The organism is Bacillus sp. YBsi01 (assembly GCF_038406745.1).
Lineage (GTDB): Bacteria > Bacillota > Bacilli > Bacillales > Bacillaceae > Bacillus > Bacillus siamensis.
In genome coordinates this window covers 142,886-158,880 of record NZ_CP151679.1, presented here as the reverse complement: position 1 = coordinate 158,880, position 15,995 = coordinate 142,886, and the positions used below count along the sequence as shown (strand labels likewise).

At 47.3% G+C, this 15,995-nt stretch carries 15 protein-coding genes; 5 read left to right on the top strand and 10 right to left on the bottom strand.

Going from position 1 to position 15,995, the window contains the following annotated elements:
- Positions 1–25: 25 nt before the first annotated feature.
- Positions 26–1,276, bottom strand: coding sequence for a M48 family metallopeptidase (locus tag AADZ70_RS00880; RefSeq protein WP_342007550.1), 1,251 nt, complete (start codon positions 1,274–1,276; stop codon positions 26–28).
- Between the two features lie 154 nt (positions 1,277–1,430).
- Between AADZ70_RS00880 and AADZ70_RS00875 the strand changes: the two genes are divergently transcribed.
- Positions 1,431–1,826 carry a hypothetical protein gene (locus AADZ70_RS00875; RefSeq protein ID WP_047476712.1) on the top strand — a complete coding sequence of 132 codons (396 nt, stop codon included), beginning with the start codon at positions 1,431–1,433 and terminating at the stop codon, positions 1,824–1,826.
- A 50-nt stretch (positions 1,827–1,876) separates the two neighbouring features.
- Here the strand turns inward: AADZ70_RS00875 and AADZ70_RS00870 are convergent, their stop codons facing one another.
- The 4 genes from AADZ70_RS00870 to AADZ70_RS00855 all read right to left on the bottom strand — a co-directional run bounded on the left by AADZ70_RS00870 (position 1,877) and on the right by AADZ70_RS00855 (position 6,018).
- A complete protein-coding gene (locus tag AADZ70_RS00870; RefSeq protein ID WP_342007549.1) occupies positions 1,877–3,418 on the bottom strand; it encodes a fatty acid--CoA ligase family protein in 1,542 nt (513 codons plus the stop codon).
- A 131-nt stretch (positions 3,419–3,549) separates the two neighbouring features.
- Entirely contained in the window at positions 3,550–4,194 is a 645-nt protein-coding gene (locus AADZ70_RS00865) for an SDR family oxidoreductase (protein ID WP_342007548.1), read from the bottom strand.
- An 81-nt stretch (positions 4,195–4,275) separates the two neighbouring features.
- Positions 4,276–5,271 carry a lipoate--protein ligase LplJ gene (gene lplJ / locus AADZ70_RS00860; protein ID WP_342007547.1) on the bottom strand — a complete coding sequence of 332 codons (996 nt, stop codon included), beginning with the start codon at positions 5,269–5,271 and terminating at the stop codon, positions 4,276–4,278.
- A gap of 12 nt (positions 5,272–5,283) precedes the next feature.
- The gene (locus AADZ70_RS00855; RefSeq protein WP_047476707.1) at positions 5,284–6,018 is read right to left on the bottom strand and encodes an MBL fold metallo-hydrolase; all 735 of its coding nucleotides are present in this window, start codon (positions 6,016–6,018) and stop codon (positions 5,284–5,286) included.
- A gap of 156 nt (positions 6,019–6,174) precedes the next feature.
- Here AADZ70_RS00855 and yhfH point away from each other — a divergent pair, with 156 nt between their 5' ends.
- Together yhfH and AADZ70_RS00845 are read left to right on the top strand one after the other, a co-directional pair.
- Positions 6,175–6,309 (top strand): protein YhfH, encoded by a 135-nt coding sequence (gene yhfH, locus AADZ70_RS00850; protein ID WP_016938325.1) that lies wholly within the window; start codon positions 6,175–6,177, stop codon positions 6,307–6,309.
- Between the two features lie 233 nt (positions 6,310–6,542).
- The gene (locus tag AADZ70_RS00845) at positions 6,543–7,832 is read left to right on the top strand and encodes a cation:dicarboxylase symporter family transporter (RefSeq protein ID WP_016938326.1); all 1,290 of its coding nucleotides are present in this window, start codon (positions 6,543–6,545) and stop codon (positions 7,830–7,832) included.
- 39 nt (positions 7,833–7,871) lie between these two features.
- Here the strand turns inward: AADZ70_RS00845 and AADZ70_RS00840 are convergent, their stop codons facing one another.
- Entirely contained in the window at positions 7,872–8,912 is a 1,041-nt protein-coding gene (locus tag AADZ70_RS00840) for a M42 family metallopeptidase (RefSeq protein ID WP_016938327.1), read from the bottom strand.
- A 122-nt stretch (positions 8,913–9,034) separates the two neighbouring features.
- Between AADZ70_RS00840 and AADZ70_RS00835 the strand changes: the two genes are divergently transcribed.
- Both AADZ70_RS00835 and fabHB read left to right on the top strand, forming a co-directional pair.
- The gene (locus tag AADZ70_RS00835) at positions 9,035–9,256 is read left to right on the top strand and encodes a hypothetical protein (RefSeq protein ID WP_016938328.1); all 222 of its coding nucleotides are present in this window, start codon (positions 9,035–9,037) and stop codon (positions 9,254–9,256) included.
- A 135-nt stretch (positions 9,257–9,391) separates the two neighbouring features.
- Positions 9,392–10,369 carry a beta-ketoacyl-ACP synthase III FabHB gene (gene fabHB / locus AADZ70_RS00830; protein ID WP_045925275.1) on the top strand — a complete coding sequence of 326 codons (978 nt, stop codon included), beginning with the start codon at positions 9,392–9,394 and terminating at the stop codon, positions 10,367–10,369.
- A 61-nt stretch (positions 10,370–10,430) separates the two neighbouring features.
- On the opposite strand, the gene AADZ70_RS00825 is transcribed toward fabHB, so the two are convergent.
- The 4 genes from AADZ70_RS00825 to hemH all read right to left on the bottom strand — a co-directional run bounded on the left by AADZ70_RS00825 (position 10,431) and on the right by hemH (position 15,953).
- Positions 10,431–12,764 carry a YhgE/Pip domain-containing protein gene (locus AADZ70_RS00825; RefSeq protein ID WP_342007546.1) on the bottom strand — a complete coding sequence of 778 codons (2,334 nt, stop codon included), beginning with the start codon at positions 12,762–12,764 and terminating at the stop codon, positions 10,431–10,433.
- Between the two features lie 71 nt (positions 12,765–12,835).
- Entirely contained in the window at positions 12,836–13,408 is a 573-nt protein-coding gene (locus AADZ70_RS00820; RefSeq protein WP_016938331.1) for a TetR family transcriptional regulator, read from the bottom strand.
- A gap of 148 nt (positions 13,409–13,556) precedes the next feature.
- Entirely contained in the window at positions 13,557–14,990 is a 1,434-nt protein-coding gene (gene hemY, locus AADZ70_RS00815) for a protoporphyrinogen oxidase (RefSeq protein ID WP_016938332.1), read from the bottom strand.
- Between the two features lie 27 nt (positions 14,991–15,017).
- Positions 15,018–15,953 carry a ferrochelatase gene (gene hemH, locus AADZ70_RS00810; RefSeq protein ID WP_016938333.1) on the bottom strand — a complete coding sequence of 312 codons (936 nt, stop codon included), beginning with the start codon at positions 15,951–15,953 and terminating at the stop codon, positions 15,018–15,020.
- Positions 15,954–15,995: the final 42 nt, after the last annotated feature.

The following is a 15,995-nucleotide window of genomic DNA, read 5'->3' as shown; positions in this document are numbered from 1 at the left end:
CGGCCTTGGCCCCGCCGGTTTTTTATTATTTTTCTTCCTCCGCATGTTCAATCCGCTCCATAATCGACGGATGGCTCCCTTTGAAAACCTTGACGAGAAACGGCGGATTGACCCGGCTCAGTCCCGTAACAGCCAAATCCTGAAACGTCTCAATCGCCGCTTCCCGGTTTCCGGTCAGCTCGATGCCGTAACGGTCGGCGGCGTTTTCCTGATACCGGGAGACGGCATTCGTAATCGGATCAGAAGCAAAACTGAGCACGGAGATGAGCAGCAATAACAGCGGGAGAGCGGCCAGATCTTTAGGCCCCTCTATATGAAGCATCCGGCTGAAGGATTTCGCCAGCCGCCTGTAAAGCTTGTCAATGATATAAAACCCGGCCAATGACAGCAGCAGATACCCGGCAAGTCCGATGTACACGTGCTTCATCACATAGTGCCCCATCTCATGCCCCATTATGAACAAAATTTCCGGATCCTTCAGTTTGTTAAGAGTCGTATCCCACAAAATGATGCGTTTATTCGAACCGATGCCCGTCACATACGCATTCAGCGCGTTCGTTTTCTCCGACATATTCACTTCATAAACATGGCTGGCGGGAATATCGGCCTTATCGGCAAGCGACAAAATTTTGCTTTCCAGCTCCTTGTCTTTCAGCGGATAAAAATCATTGTATAAAGGATCAATGACGACCGGCTGCAGGAAAAACAAAAACAGGGTAAACGGCACGGTCAGACACCAAGCGTAAAACCACCATTTTTTTGTATGCTTTGTGATCAGCCAGTAAAACACAAGCACACACGCGGCAAACAGCGGAAAACTGATCCAGAAATCAATGACATGGTCTCTGATCCAGCTTGTTGCGGTCTGGGTCGAAATATGATACGCAAGCGAAACCCGATATCCGATCCACTCAAGCGGAAGCGAAGCAGCCATAACGATGAGTGAAATGACAAATACGAAGCTTACGATTTGCAGCACCCGAAAGCGCACCGCTGCTTCCAGCCATTGCTTTATTTTTTTGGCAAGCCCAGTAATGAGCAGCAGAAAAAATAAAAACCAATCTAACGGCGCACCGATAAAAAACAGAAAATCCTTTACATTTGAATAGTTTTCAGCGGCTGCCAGGCGGCCCGGGTCCATAAACGAGGCCGGATCGGCTTTTGTTCCCTTTACGGCCTCCGGGACCGCGGAGTCTCCTGTCATAAAGAAATACCAATAGAAAAAAAGGCCGTACAGCACATAGGCAAGTCCCGCTGCCGCAATCCATTTGCGCATGGAAGTCACCCTCCTTACCCTTATGACTTACTCCTATTGTAAGCATAAATGCAAATAAATAGAACCAAGCCTCCGAAACGGATGTTAATCTTTTCACAACAGAAAAGAATGGAACAACAGGAAGCGGGAAAGACTAAAAGACGGAGTGATGAATATGAAAAAAATAATCGCATTTATTGTAGTAATCGCCCTTTTGGTTATTGCTTTCTTCTATGTATACAGCCGGACCGGCGATGTGTTTCCATCAAGCAACGCAGATCTGATTATTCTGTCTGAGCACGGAAAAAAAGAAATCAAAATTAAAGACAGGCAGAATGTAAAAGATATGCTCGATATCTTGAACCAAGGAAAACAAGTCAAACTGACCAAAAGCGTGTCTCCCGATTACAACGGAACGGTCAAATACCATGAAGACCGTATTGATTCATTCAGCATGTGGCTCGAAAGCGGCAATTATATGACGTACAAGTATAAAAACACGTATTACAAACTGACCCGGCATGATACGTTGCTTGTGCAAAGCATCATTAAGGAAGAATCGCAGAGCTGACCGGATCAGTTCATGTAAAAGCGAAGCCCTCAGGCTTCGCTTTTCGTCTGTCATTTCGGAAGCATGTCCCGGACCGCCCGTCTCAGCAGCTTCCCGGTCGCGTTCTTCGGAATCTCATCAAGAAAAACCACTTCCGCCGGGCGCTTATATTTTGCTAAATGCTGTTCACAGTAATCAACAACGGCCTGCTCTGTCAGCTCACCACCCGCAGGCACTATATAAGCATGCACCGCTTCCCCCGTTTTGGCGTCAGGAACGCCGATAACCACGGCTTCTTTAATGCCCTCATGGCTGTAGAGCACTTCTTCTACTTCGCGCGGATAGACGTTGTATCCGCCGACGAGAATCATATCTTTTTTTCTGTCGACGATATAAAAATAACCGTCTTCATCGCGCTTCGCCAAATCACCCGTGTACAGCCAGCCGTCCTTCAGCGCATGTTCCGTCTCCTCCGGCATCTTGTAATAGCCTTTCATCACATTCGGCCCTTTCACGATCAATTCTCCCACTTGATGAGCGGGCAGTTCTCGACCGAGCGTATCAACGACTTTATTTTCGACATGCAAAATATTCGTCCCGATTGAGCCAGGCTTTCTCCCCCGGTCAAACGGATTGAAACAAGTAACCGGAGACGCTTCAGAAAGTCCGTATCCTTCCAAAATGGTGACATTAAAAGTTTGTTCAAACGTCTGCAGCAGAGCGACCGGCATCGAAGCGCCGCCTGAAATGCAGAGCCTGATAGACGCAAAATCCTCCGCCTTGCCGTGCTCATATTGATACAGGTAGTTATACATCGTCGGAACGCCTGCAAAAATAGTTGCCTCCCGGCGTTTAATCAGTTTAAACACAGAGGCCGGGCTGAATTGCGGCTCGATTAATACACACGCTCCGCTCATCAGAGGCGCATTCATACAAACGGTTAAACAAAAAACATGAAACATCGGCAATGCGGCTACAATTTTATCTTTCTCATTCATTCCTAAGTATCCGGCGACATCATTTGCGTTGGAAAAAAGATTCTGATGGGTGAGCATGGCGCCTTTCGGTTTTCCCGTCGTCCCTGAGGTATATAAAATGACGGCAGTATCATCTTGGGACAATGTCGGATAGGTTCTGGTGCGCTCCGCCGGACGGAGCATTTTTGTAAACGTTGTCATTTTTAAGCGCAATTGAGGGTCTTCTGTCGTTGGAGTGTTCTCTGCGGTCTGACTGATGATGATATGCTCCACTAGCGGCAGTGAGCCGTGCAGGCTTTCAAATACGGGAATTAAAAGGTCGATGCCGGCAATCGCTTTGACATCGCCGTTTTTCAGCATATATGCGATCTCTGAAGGTGTGTATGCCGGATTAACAGGTATGACGACAACTCCCGCTTTTAACGCGCCGAAAAACGCAATGACAAAATCAGGCGTATTTCCGAGCAGCAAAGCGAGATGGTCCCCTTTTTTCAGTCCCCTGTCTTCCAATCCGTTTGCAAATGCTTCAATTTTACCTGCCAGCTCCTCATACGTCATGTACTGATCTTGAAACAGACAAGCTGGTTTTTCCGGTTTCTGTGATGCCGTTTCTTCCAATTTGGAAACCAGATTCATTTTCCCACCCCTTTAAAAATGTAATGAATGAATAGTCATTCATTTCTCCGGAATAAACGTTCACTTTCATTATAGAAAAATATAGAAAAACACTCAAGGGCTAAAAGCCCCGAGTGCTATAAAACCGGAAACTATAATTGTTTCAGCGCTTCTCTGATGGGCGTGCTGCCCGCCGTCAGATCGAACGCCTTTTCAAACGTATTCGGTTCATTAAGGGATGCGATAACGGTCTTGGCGACATCGTCTCTTGAAATGGAGCCTCTTTCTAAATCGGCGGCGGCATTGATATTGCCCGTGCCGGGATCATTTAATAGTCCGCCGGGACGGATAATCGTATACGTCAAACCGCTCGCTTCAAGAATTTTGTCCGCATAATGTTTAGCGGCATAATACGGCTTCAGCGATTCATTCCAGTTGGCCCGGTTATGAGCCTGTAGGGCGCTCACCATAATAAACCGCTTAATGCCGTCTTTTTTTGCCGCTTCTATCGCTTTTGCCGCTCCGTCAAGATCAATCAAAAGCGTCTTATCATATCCGGTGCTTCCGCCTGATCCGGCGGTAAAAACCATCGCATCACAGCCCTCGGCGGCTTTCGCGATGTCTTCCGCACTTCCTTCGAGATCCGCAAGAACGGCTTCTGTTCCCGCAGCTTGAAGCGCTTCTTTCTGCTCTTCTTTCCGGACCATCGCCCGAAGCGTATGGGTGCCGTCTTGTTGAAACAGCCCGGTCAGCCGCTGTCCGATCTGTCCGTTTGCTCCGATGAGAAATACTTTCATCATGATCCCTCCCTATCTATTATGGTTCTATCATTTCATAAAAACGGGCGCTGATTCAAATCATGCGGTTCGGCAAGTGTTCTAATAAATCAGTTCGAGAAAGTCTTCCAGCTCTATGTTGCCGAAATACTGTTTCAGCTCAATTCCGGCCAGCGCCTCCCTGATCGCGGTTCTGTCATACTGTTTTCCGATCAGCGCCTGTTCGACTTCACTCACATCTTTCGCACCGAAAAAATCACCGAAAATTTTGCAGTCTTGAATGATTCCTTTTTTCACTTCAAGGCGCAGTTCAATTGATCCGACCGGATAACGTTTAGAATGCTGAAGATTGAATGCCGGCGACCTGCCGAAATTCCAGTCCCAGTTTTGATAACGCTCTTCTGAAATCTTCCGGATCGCTTTCCAGTCTTCATCCGTCAGCTTATATTCCGGCACTTTGGAAAGATCATTTGTATTAAAAATATGGTGAAGCAGGTGCTTTTTGAATTCATCGGCCGTCATTTTGTCATCAAGAAACTCGCTGATGTTGGCGACACGGCTTCTGATTGATTTAATGCCCTTTGATTCGATTTTGTCTTTTTTCACTTTCAGCGCTGACACAACATGGTCAATGGCCGAATCCAGCATTAATGTTCCGTGGCTGAAAATCCGTCCTTTCGTCGAGAATTGAGCGTTGCCGGAAATTTTTCTGCCATCTGCGACAATGTCGTTGCGGCCGCTTAATTCAGCTTCCACACCGAGCTGGCGCAGCGCCTGAATAACGGGTTCGGTGAATTTTTTAAAATTGTGAAAGCTGTCTCCGTCATCCTTTGTGATAAAACTGAAATTCAAATTTCCGAGATCGTGATAAACCGCGCCGCCTCCTGACAGTCTGCGGACGACGATGATTCCGTTATCTTCTACGTATTTCGTATTGATTTCTTCTATTGTATTTTGATTCTTTCCGATAATAATCGACGGCTGATTGACATAAAAAAGCAGGTATGTCTGTTCAGGGTCGAGATGCTTCACACAATATTCTTCGATCGCGAGGTTGATCCTCGGATCGGTTATGTTTTGGTTATCAATAAATAACATGGTGCTCCTCCTCTATTTCTCCCACTTCAATCCGGAGGCCGCGATTTTCACTTCGCCCCCGAAGACAGTTTCCGCTTCTTCTTTCAGCTTGCGGTGCTCGCCAAAGTGAGGCAGATGCGTGAGAATCAGCTCCCCCGCTCCCGCCTCCTTCGCGATACGTCCGGCTTCCAAGCTGTTCATATGGCCGGCTGACGTGCCGTCCTGGTCTGCGTAAAAATTGCACTCGCAGATCAGCAGATCGGCATTTTCCGCAAACGGAATAAACGAGTCCTGATAGCTTGAATCAGCCGTATACACAACGGAAGCGGAACCGTCAGTAATCCGCATCGCATAACAAGTGACCGGATGTACCGTTTTCAGGAAGGTAATCGTGAACGGCCCGGCAGAAAGCGGACGGTCCGGCTGATAGGCCACTCCCTTTGTATGCGTTTTGTATGTAAGACGCTCAAACTGTTCTATATCAGCATCATGCCCGTAAATCGGCAGCGCATCCGTCCCTTTTCCAAGAAATGAGCCGACCTGCTTGGCAAATTGAAGCGGTCCGATATCAGCGATGTGGTCATGATGATAATGGGACAAAATCACGGCATCAAGCTCTTCTGCCGGTACATAGGCAAACAGCTTTGATAATACGGCGCTTCCGCAATCGACGAGCAAAGAATAACCGCCGGACTGAAACAGATAGCCTGAAGTTGCTTCATTTGCGGCCGGAAACCCGCCGCAGCATCCAATAACTGTAACTTTCATAGCATCCTCCGAATGTTTAAGATAAAAGATCCTTTCCTTCAATATACCTATTTTTCGTATAAATTGCATGTTTTAAACATTGTGCCAAAACAGCCGTTGATTTTCGTTAACTGTTATAATACAATGTAGAGACAACACAACGAAAGAGGGATGGGTATGTTGGATAAAATAACAGAATTTTTTAGAAATCTGCCCGGTAAAAAGTGTGCGGAATGCGGCAAAGAAATAGCTGAACAGCATGAATGCTATGGAAATGTTTGTGACGATTGCTTGAAAATAAAGGATATGTGACAATAGGGTGCCGCACAGTCAATAGTGTGCGGCACCTTTATTTTTCGGCTGGCGCCGTACTTTCTGAATAGGGCGTTATCCACCATTATTAGCAATTATCTGTATGTTTTGTACAATTCAGTATTTTCAATCTATATTTTTTTATAGACGAATTGTTTTCTTTTCTATTATAATTTGTTCTAATAGCTATCTTTTTAGATACTTATTGCACTTTTTTCTTCGGGAGGTAATCTATGAAAAAATTACGTTTTGGATTAGCGACGCAAATTTTCGTCGGACTCATACTAGGGGTTGTAGTCGGTGTCATCTGGTATGGCAATCCTGCTGTTCCAACTTATTTACAGCCTATCGGCGATTTGTTTTTACGCTTAATCAAAATGATCGTGATTCCAATCGTCGTCTCCAGCTTAATCATCGGCGTTGCCGGCGCGGGAAGCGGAAAACAGGTCGGAAAATTAGGCTTCAAAACGATTTTGTATTTTGAGATCATTACCACTTTCGCCATCATTCTCGGACTGGCTTTGGCAAATCTTTTTCATCCGGGAACAGGCGTTAATATACATGAGGCTCAAAAAACAGATATCAGTCAATATGTTGAAACAGAAAAAGAACAAAATAATAAATCCATCGCGGACACATTCCTGCATATTGTACCGACAAACTTCTTCCAATCATTGGCCGAAGGAGATCTGCTTGCCATCATCTGCTTTACCGTGCTGTTTGCACTCGGCATCTCGGCAATCGGTGAAAAAGGAAAGCCCGTATTGGCCTTCTTTGAAGGTGTTTCTCATGCGATGTTCCACGTTGTGAACCTGGTCATGAAAGTTGCTCCGTTTGGTGTTTTTGCATTGATTGGTGTTACCGTTTCCAAATTTGGGCTCAGTTCCCTGCTTTCACTCGGTAAACTGGTCGGTTTAGTATATGTAGCTTTGGCTTTCTTTCTCATTGTTGTATTCGGAATCGTCGGAAAGCTTGCCGGGGTTAACATTTTCAAATTCCTCGCCTATATGAAGGATGAAATTTTATTGGCGTTCAGTACGTCAAGCTCCGAAACTGTACTCCCTCGTGTTATGGAAAAAATGGAGAAAATCGGATGTCCGAAAGGTATTGTTTCATTTGTTGTGCCGATCGGATATACCTTTAACTTAGACGGATCTGTGCTGTACCAATCTATCGCCGCAATATTCCTCGCTCAGGTATACCACGTTGACTTGTCCATTTGGCAGCAGATTACCCTTGTGCTTGTCTTGATGGTCACTTCCAAAGGAATGGCTGCCGTGCCCGGGACTTCTTTCGTCGTCCTGCTTGCGACACTAGGCGCATTCAACATTCCTGCAGAAGGCCTTGCATTCATCGCCGGTGTTGACCGGATTATGGACATGGCCCGTACGGTCGTCAATCTGACCGGAAACGCGCTGGCATCCGTTGTGATGTCAAAATGGGAAGGTCAGTATGATCCCGCTAAAGGCGCGAAGGTCATGAGCCTCGCCAAAACAGAACAAAACACAACCATCTCAGGTTAAACGAAAACCCTGCACGGAACTTTTCCGCGCAGGGTTTTTTTATGCCATCGGCGATAGAACGTACCGGTACAAAAGCTTCGCCGTATTAAGAAGCGATAATTCGTGCGTGCGTTCAAAGGCGTGTGATGCGTCAATTCCCGGGCCGATCAGCCCGTGGACGATGTCATGGCCTGAACGGATAGCTGCTGAGGCATCAGAACCGTAATACGGATAGATATCAAGCTGATAATCAATGCCATAGCGCTCCGCAAGCCCGGCCAGATGTTTTCTGAGCTGATAATGGTACGGGCCGCTTGCATCCTTCACGCAAATAGAGACGGTATATTCATCCGTAGACTGGCCGTCGCCGATCGCTCCCATATCAACAGCCAAGTATTCGACGGTTTCAGGCGGAATGTTGGAATTGCCGCCGTAGCCGATTTCTTCATTATTAGAAATCAGAAAGTGCGTCGTATACGGAAGTTCGATTTTCTCTTCTGTGATGCGGCGGATTAAGTTCAAGAGCAGGGCCACACTCGCTTTATCATCAAGATGCCGGGATTTTATAAAACCGCTCGGCGTCATCTGCACGCGCGGATCAAATGAGATGAAATCGCCGACCCTGATGCCGAGATTGGAGGTCTCTTCCTTCGTCCGGACAGGTTCATCAAGGCGGACTTCCATATTCTCCTGATTCCGCTCTGCCTTGCCGGCGTCCTTGTAGACGTGCACTGAAGTCTGATGCATTAAAATGGTGCCTGTATAGGTTTTGCCGGAAGCAGTTTGGATCTCGCAATATTCCCCTTCAATCGAGTTGTATCGGAAGCCGCCGATCAAGTCAATCTTCAGCCGGCCGTCCGCCTTTATTTCCTTTACCATCGCGCCGAGCGTATCGACATGCGCCGTCAGCAATCTGTGTTTCTTGTCATCACGGCCGGGAATCGTGACAAAAAGACCGCCTTTGCGGTTTCTGTAAGAGGAGACGCCCCAGTCTTTTAAAAGACTTTCTGTATAGGCGATAACCTCGTATGTATTGCCCGTAGGACTCGGAATCGACACCAGTTTTTTAATCAGTTCCATCGTATGTTTCATATCTGCCACAGGTCATTCCTCCTATCAATTTGATTCTTCTTAAAATATACTCTTTTGATCCACAACCCGTCCAATCTTTTCCTTCTCTTTTTTCATAAGATGAAGGGAGCATGGGGATAGGAGGGAAATGTATGATCAGCCGTAAATCGCATAAGCGGAAAAGGTTTCATAAAGATTGGTTTGAGGATTGGTTTGAGGATGATTGGTTTGATGCAGACTCCTTCTGGTGCTGTAAAAAAGACAAAGATCCCTGCAAGAAGAAAAAAGAAGAAGAACCTTGTAAGAAGAAAAAGGAAAGAAAGCATCATCATTCATGCCGCCATCACCGCCGCCACTGCTGCCGTCATTGGTAATATCACACAAGCCCGTTTTATAAATAGATGTCTCATGCTCCCCAACCAGCGGATGCTGCTTGGGTTTTTTTATTAAAATTAGTACCAAGTATTAATATCTGGTGTTATAATCTGATTATAAAGGAGTGATTCATCATGTCAAAATCTAAAATTACAGCAATCGGTACATATGCTCCGGCACGCCGATTAACAAATGCGGATTTGGAGCGCATCGTCGATACATCTGATGAATGGATCGTCCAGCGTACCGGCATGAAGGAAAGACGTATTGCCGGCGAACATGAATTCACATCGGATTTATGTATCGAAGCGGTGAAAAACCTTGCAGAACGATACAGCGGGACCCTTGATGATGTCGATATGATCCTTGTCGCTACAACGACGGCGGACTATGCGTTTCCAAGCACTGCGGCACGCGTGCAGGCTCATTTCGGCTGGCCTCACACCGGCGCCCTTGATATTAACGCCACATGCGCCGGACTCACATACGGCCTTCAGCTCGCAGACGCATTAATCACCGCCGGTTCTCATCAAAAAGTGATCGTGATTGCCGGTGAAACATTATCAAAAGTAACGGATTATACTGACCGGACGACCTGCGTCCTTTTCGGAGACGCTGCAGGCGCCTTATTGGTGGAACGCGACGAATCAGCGCCGGGCTTTTTGGCAGCCGTGCAAGGAACGGCCGGGAGCGGCGCGGACGTGCTGTATCGCACGGGGCTGAGCGCAGAATTAAACGGCGAGCCCCTTAAGGGCGGAGGAAACATGGTGCAAAACGGGCGCGAAGTATATAAATGGGCGGTCAGAACCGTGCCTGAGGAATGCAATGCCCTTTTAGAAAAAGCCGGCTTTTCAAAAGACGATCTGGATTGGTTCGTTCCTCACAGCGCCAACATGCGGATGATCGAATCCATCTGTGAAAAACTTCCTTTCCCGCTTGAACGGACATTGACAAGCGTTGAATATTACGGAAACACTTCATCGGTTTCTATTATTCTCGCTTTGGATGAAGCCGTGAAAGCGAAAAAACTGTCGGAAGGCCAGACACTGGTATTATTCGGGTTCGGCGGCGGATTGACGTATACCGGATTGCTGGTGAGATGGGGATTTTAATCGAACGATGATCGAAAGCAGAAAAAAGAGGCCCCGAGCATCTGCCCAGGGCCTCTTTTTCTTATGCTGTGATTTCTTCTTCCGCTTTGTGTTCTTTTTTACTTTGCACCGTAAAGTACACGATGGTCAGCGCGATCATGACAACGGCAATGCCCAATAGAATCGATGCCTGCTGCCACATGTAGGCGTAATCGCCATTTGAAATGACGGCACGGAATCCGTTAATGCTGTACGTCATCGGCAATGCCCCGTGAATCACTTGATAGAATCCCGGGAGGAGTTCAAGCGGGAAGGTTCCTCCGCTTGCCCCGAGCTGGAGCACCAGAATGATGACAGCGATAAAGCGTCCCGGATTTCCCATCGTGGTCGCTAATAATTGAATCATGGACAAGAACGCGATGCTGGTAATCATCGTAAAGAGATAGAATCTCCAGGTGCTTTCCACATCAAGTCCGATTCCTTTTAACAGAACCGTTGCGACAATAACGGATTGAATCAGTCCGACGAGCAGAATGACGCTGAATTTACTGAGGAACCATTCAAACCCGTTTCTCGGACGGCCCGAAGCTTCAGTCAGAGGGAATACGACCGTCAGCATCAATCCGCCGACATATAAGCCCATAGAGAGAATATAAGGCGTCAGTCCGGTACCGTAGTTAGGCACGGAATGAATCGCGTTATCGTCCGTTTTTACCGGATCGGCAAACATGCTGTACGTTTTGTCATCTGTCTTAATGTCCCCGGTTTGATCAGCCGCGTCTTTCAGCTGGCTGGACAGTTGTCCGGTGCCGTCTAAAAGCTTGCTTAAACCGGTGCCGAGAGACGCTTGACCCTGCTCAATTTTGGACGAGCCGTCATGGATTTTGTTTTGCGCGTCCAGCAGTTTCGTTAAGCCGCCAGACACTTGGCCGCTCCCTGACACTAACGCTTCTGATCCTGATTTGAGCTGTCCGAACTTGCTGTTGTATTCGCCGATACCGGCCGTCAGTTTGTTTTGGCTTTCAAAGACGGTCTGCGCTCCGCTGTATAATTTGTCAGTTCCCGCTGTCAGCTGGTTAATCGCGTCTTGTACCGCCGCCGCGCCGTTATACAGTTTCGATGTGGACTGCGGCAGTGCTTTCAGCTGATCAGCCTTCGCTTTTACATCTTCCAGCGCGCTTTTTATAACTGACATATCCGGAAGCTGAACATCTCCGCCGGACGGAAGCTGGCTGACGATATTGTCTAAATCCGGAAGGTCAGCCTTCGGAAGCTTCTCATTCAGAAGCTGAACCAGTTTCGTTTTTTGCTCACCCGTTAAGAAATCACTGTCCTGAATCACCTTTTTGACCGCATCATCCCGGGCATCCAGGCTGTTTTTCAGATCGGAAAGCTTTTTCTTAAACTGCTGCAATTCCTTTTCAGTCTGCTCAAGCTCCCCAACCGCTTTTTCAATATCTGAGAGGTTGACTGAATTGATCGCATCTTCAAATGCCGCCGCTTTTTGCGATACTTCCTGCGCCTTGCTGTTTAATGCGCTTAATCCATTCGTTAAATCCGGAAGCTTTTGCTGGAGCTGCTTATGCCCGTCAAGGCTCGTTTTAAGCCCGCTGGCCACCTCGCCTCCTCCTGAAGCAATCTGTCCCGATTTGTCTTGAATGTCGGCGCTTGCGCTCTGCAGTTTTGCGATAGAGCTGTTAAGCGTTTGAATCCCGCTTGTCACTTTCGCCGCTCCGTCGGTAAGCTGCTGTGTTTTGTCGCTGATGGTTGCGGTGCTTTCAGTAAGCTTCGCTAAATTTTCCTTCAGCTTGGCGCTGCCGTCTTTCGCGTTTTTCGTGCCATCGTCTATTTTCTTGGCGCCGCTGCTGGCTTTGCCGAGTCCTTTGGCAATATCTTTAAAGTTGTCGAAAATGACTTTTGCGTATTGCTCTGTCACTTCTTTCGACACGGAGGCTTTCAGTTTATCGATCGCCTTTTCGCCGATTGTCGCCCCGACATAGTTGGATCCGGCGTTCGTATGATATTTCAGATCCAGCTTTTTCGGATTTTTATCCATTACCGTGCTGGCGTTTTTCGAAAAACCTTCAGGAATCTCGACCACTAAATAATATTTAGCATTTAATAAGTCCTTTAACGATTGATCAAGATCGCTTGAAAAATGCCAATCAAAATTATCATTTTTCTTTAATTCTTTCACAAGATCGTCACCGATCTGAAGATGTTTCCCTTCGTAGTCCGCCCCTTTATCCTGGTTGACAACGACTACCGGCAGCTGATCCACCGTGCCGTACGGGTCCCAGTACGCCTTCAAAAACACTCCGCTGTAAATCAGCGGAACGAATAATATGGCAATGATGGGGACTAACAGTTTCTTGCTCGTTACAATGTCTTTCCACTGGCTTTTTATTGTATTCAACCCTGTTGCCTCCTTCCGCAAACTGACTCATTTGACAAAACGGTCACGGCACCTAAAAAGTGAAGGATCATCTATTTAGATAATCCTTGACCAACATACATTTCCAGCAATTCGGCGATCGTCTCTTTTTCAAGAGGCGGATGGTTTTTTTCCCAGTCAAATATCAGCGCGATGTAAAGCTTAAGCATGACAAAAGCGGTCAGCTCCGGATCGCACGGTTTAATGCTCCCGTTTTCAATGGCATATTCTATCTTTTCTTTAATATATGACAGAATGGCCCGCTCCATTTTCGCAATGACATCCTGAACGGCTATTGTACCAATCTCGGCGTTCTCCTGAAAAATTTTAATCGTCAGCTGGTGTGTTTTTCTGAATTCCAAAATCGCGACAAGCGCCCGGTGGACATTTTCGTGAAATGAAAGCTCCGGTTTCATCGCTTCATCGGCGTGTTCCTTCATTTCTCTTAAAATAGTGGTGAAAATGTCATCAAACAGTTCTTCTTTGTTTTTGAAAAACGTATAGATGGTTCCCTTCCCCACATTTGCAAGCTTCGCCACCAGATCCATTGTCGTTGCTTTGTAGCCGAATTGTGTAAAAGACTTCGTTGCCGCTTCCAGAATGAGCTTTTTCCGATCGACGGACATGTTTCCCACCTCGTTAAATTGACCGTTTGAACGTTTTAGTCATTTTGTACATAAGATAACTTATCACAGTCGCAAAGAAGATTCAAATGTTTTTTCTTTTTATTGGTGTTCCCTTTACAGAACGGGAACATGCAAAAAAACCTCCGTTTTAAGATAACGGAGGCTGGTACGTTTCAAATAAATAAGCCAGTGAATCATATACGGCAGCTTTTCCCTGGTCGATACAGTCTGGGATGCCCACCCCTTCAAAAGACGCGCCCGTCGCGTATACACCCGGATAGGAAGCTCTCAGCGCGTCTCTGAACTCTTTGATGCGCTCTTTATGACCGACATGGTACTGCGGCATGCTTTCGTTCCAGCGGGTCACACAGGTCATTTCCGGCTCGCCCTTGATATTCATTACTTTTTTCAAATCTTCCATTACGATGTTAATGATCTCGTTATCTGAAAGATCTACGATGGATTCATCTCCGGCTTTTCCGACGTACGCCCTGAGGAGTGTTTTGCCCTCCGGCGCCGCATGCGGCCATTTTTTGTTCGTCCATGTGCAGGCCGTGATGGAGAAGTCGCTGTTTCTTGAGATAACGAATCCCGTACCTTCATGCTCCATCTTGACGGCTCCCTCAGGAAAACCTAAGGCGACGTTGGCGACGGACGTAGAATGCATGTCTTTAAGACATGAAACCGCCGGCAGATCAGAAAGCATTTTCGCCGCGGCTTTATGCGGCGCTGTTACAATGCATCCTTCCGCATGAAGCACTTTGCCGTTATCAAGCGTCACGGAATATCCTTTCTCCTCGCGGCCGATATGGGTGACTTTCGTGCCTTTCATCACTTTTGTCAGCGTAAGCTGCTTTTCCAGCTCCTCCACTAACGTTTGAAGCCCTGTCGTCAGCGTTAAAAACTGCCCCTGCTTTTTGGCTGTCAGCTGCTGTCCTGAAGGCTGCGGACGCGATTTTTTCATACCGAGAATCAGGCTTCTGTGCTTTTGCTCAGTCTGATAGAATTGCGGAAATGTGGACATGAGGCTCAGCTTATCAATATCTCCGGCATAGATCCCTGACAAAAGCGGTTCTATTAAATTCTCAACAACTTCGTCACCGACGCGTCTGCGGAAAAATTCACCCAGAGACTGATCTTCCTTCGGCTTGCTCGCAGGCAGAACAAAATCCAGCGCCGCCCGCGCCTTTCCGGGAACAGAGAATAAGCCGGTGGAGATGAACGGAGCGATTTTTGTCGGGATGCCCATCACCGCGCCCTTCGGCATCGGATGAAGCGTCTCGTTGACGAGCACGTAAGACTGGCCGGTCGCATTGTTGACGAGCAGATGCTCAAGCCCTAAATCTTTTACGAGCTGCGGAGCGCTTTTTTTTCTTTCCAGAAAAGAATCCGGCCCCCGCTCAATGATGTAGCCGTCTTTATGCGCCGTCTGAATTTTGCCGCCCGCTCTCGGGCCCGCTTCAATCAGGGTGACCTCAAGCGGCAGCTGTTTTTCTTTGATTTCTTTTTCCATGTAGAAGGCGGCGGCTAATCCCGTTATGCCGCCGCCGATGATGACCAGATGTTTTTTATCGCCACTCATTTTTATCGCCTTCTTTACCGTTTAGTTCTACTTGTCCAGCTCTTTCAGCACGACCGCTGCAAGCGCGTCGATAAATTCGGGCTGTGCGTTCGGCATGGCCGGACGATAGTAGCTTGCGCCGACTTCATCGGTCACAGCTTTGCATTCGTAATCATTATCGTAAAGCACCTCTAAATGATCGGCAACGAAGCCTGCGGGCACGTATACAAATGCTTTATAAGGATGCTTTTGATACAGCTCGCGCGTGAGATCCTGCACGTCCGGCCCGAGCCACGGATCAGGGGTGTTCCCTTCGCTCTGCCAGCCGACTGCGTAATCGGTAATTCCGGCGCCTTCGGCAATCAGTTTTGCGGATTCCTCCAGCTGGTCAGGATACGGATCGCCGTATTCTTTAATTTTTTCAGGAAGGCTGTGCGCTGAGACGATCAGCATCGCGTCATCCCGTTCTTCTTTCGGCATTGATTCATACGTTTTCTTCACCTGGCTGACCCAATAATCAACGAATTTCGGTTCATCATACCAGCTTTCAACCGACTTGATGGTCAAGCCGCCAAGCTTCTCCGCTTCTTCTTTGGCGCGTTTGTTGTATGACTGGACGCTGAATGTTGAAAAATGAGGGGCGAGCACCAGGCTGACAGCTTCTGTAATGCCGTCTTTATGCATGTCCGCCACCGCGTCTTCGATAAACGGTTCAATATGTTTTAATCCGATGTACACTTTGAATGTGACGTCGTCCTGGATTTCATTTAAACGCTGTCCGAGCTTCTCCGCCTGCTCCTTCGTAATTTTTGCAAGCGGCGAAATGCCTCCTATCGCTTCATATCTGTCTTTTAAGTCTTGAAGCATGTGCGGCTCCGGCTTTCTTCCGCGTCTGATATGTGTATAATAACGTTCTATGTCTTCTTCTTTGTAAGGCGTTCCGTAAGCCATAACGAGAAGTCCCATTTTCTTTTTGCTGCTCATTTTGTTAAACACCTCTTTTGATGGTCTGTCTATCTTGATTTT

Bases quoted from the DNA above. Each gene is read 5' to 3' on its own strand.
- AADZ70_RS00880 (WP_342007550.1), bottom strand. From the start codon at position 1,276: ATGCGCAAATGGATTGCGGCAGCGGGACTTGCCTATGTGCTGTACGGC.
- AADZ70_RS00875 (WP_047476712.1), top strand. From the start codon at position 1,431: ATGAAAAAAATAATCGCATTTATTGTAGTAATCGCCCTTTTGGTTATT.
- AADZ70_RS00870 (WP_342007549.1), bottom strand. From the start codon at position 3,418: ATGAATCTGGTTTCCAAATTGGAAGAAACGGCATCACAGAAACCGGAA.
- AADZ70_RS00865 (WP_342007548.1), bottom strand. From the start codon at position 4,194: ATGAAAGTATTTCTCATCGGAGCAAACGGACAGATCGGACAGCGGCTG.
- lplJ (WP_342007547.1), bottom strand. From the start codon at position 5,271: ATGTTATTTATTGATAACCAAAACATAACCGATCCGAGGATCAACCTC.
- AADZ70_RS00855 (WP_047476707.1), bottom strand. From the start codon at position 6,018: ATGAAAGTTACAGTTATTGGATGCTGCGGCGGGTTTCCGGCCGCAAAT.
- yhfH (WP_016938325.1), top strand. From the start codon at position 6,175: ATGTTGGATAAAATAACAGAATTTTTTAGAAATCTGCCCGGTAAAAAG.
- AADZ70_RS00845 (WP_016938326.1), top strand. From the start codon at position 6,543: ATGAAAAAATTACGTTTTGGATTAGCGACGCAAATTTTCGTCGGACTC.
- AADZ70_RS00835 (WP_016938328.1), top strand. From the start codon at position 9,035: ATGATCAGCCGTAAATCGCATAAGCGGAAAAGGTTTCATAAAGATTGG.
- fabHB (WP_045925275.1), top strand. From the start codon at position 9,392: ATGTCAAAATCTAAAATTACAGCAATCGGTACATATGCTCCGGCACGC.
- AADZ70_RS00820 (WP_016938331.1), bottom strand. From the start codon at position 13,408: ATGTCCGTCGATCGGAAAAAGCTCATTCTGGAAGCGGCAACGAAGTCT.
- hemY (WP_016938332.1), bottom strand. From the start codon at position 14,990: ATGAGTGGCGATAAAAAACATCTGGTCATCATCGGCGGCGGCATAACG.
- hemH (WP_016938333.1), bottom strand. From the start codon at position 15,953: ATGAGCAGCAAAAAGAAAATGGGACTTCTCGTTATGGCTTACGGAACG.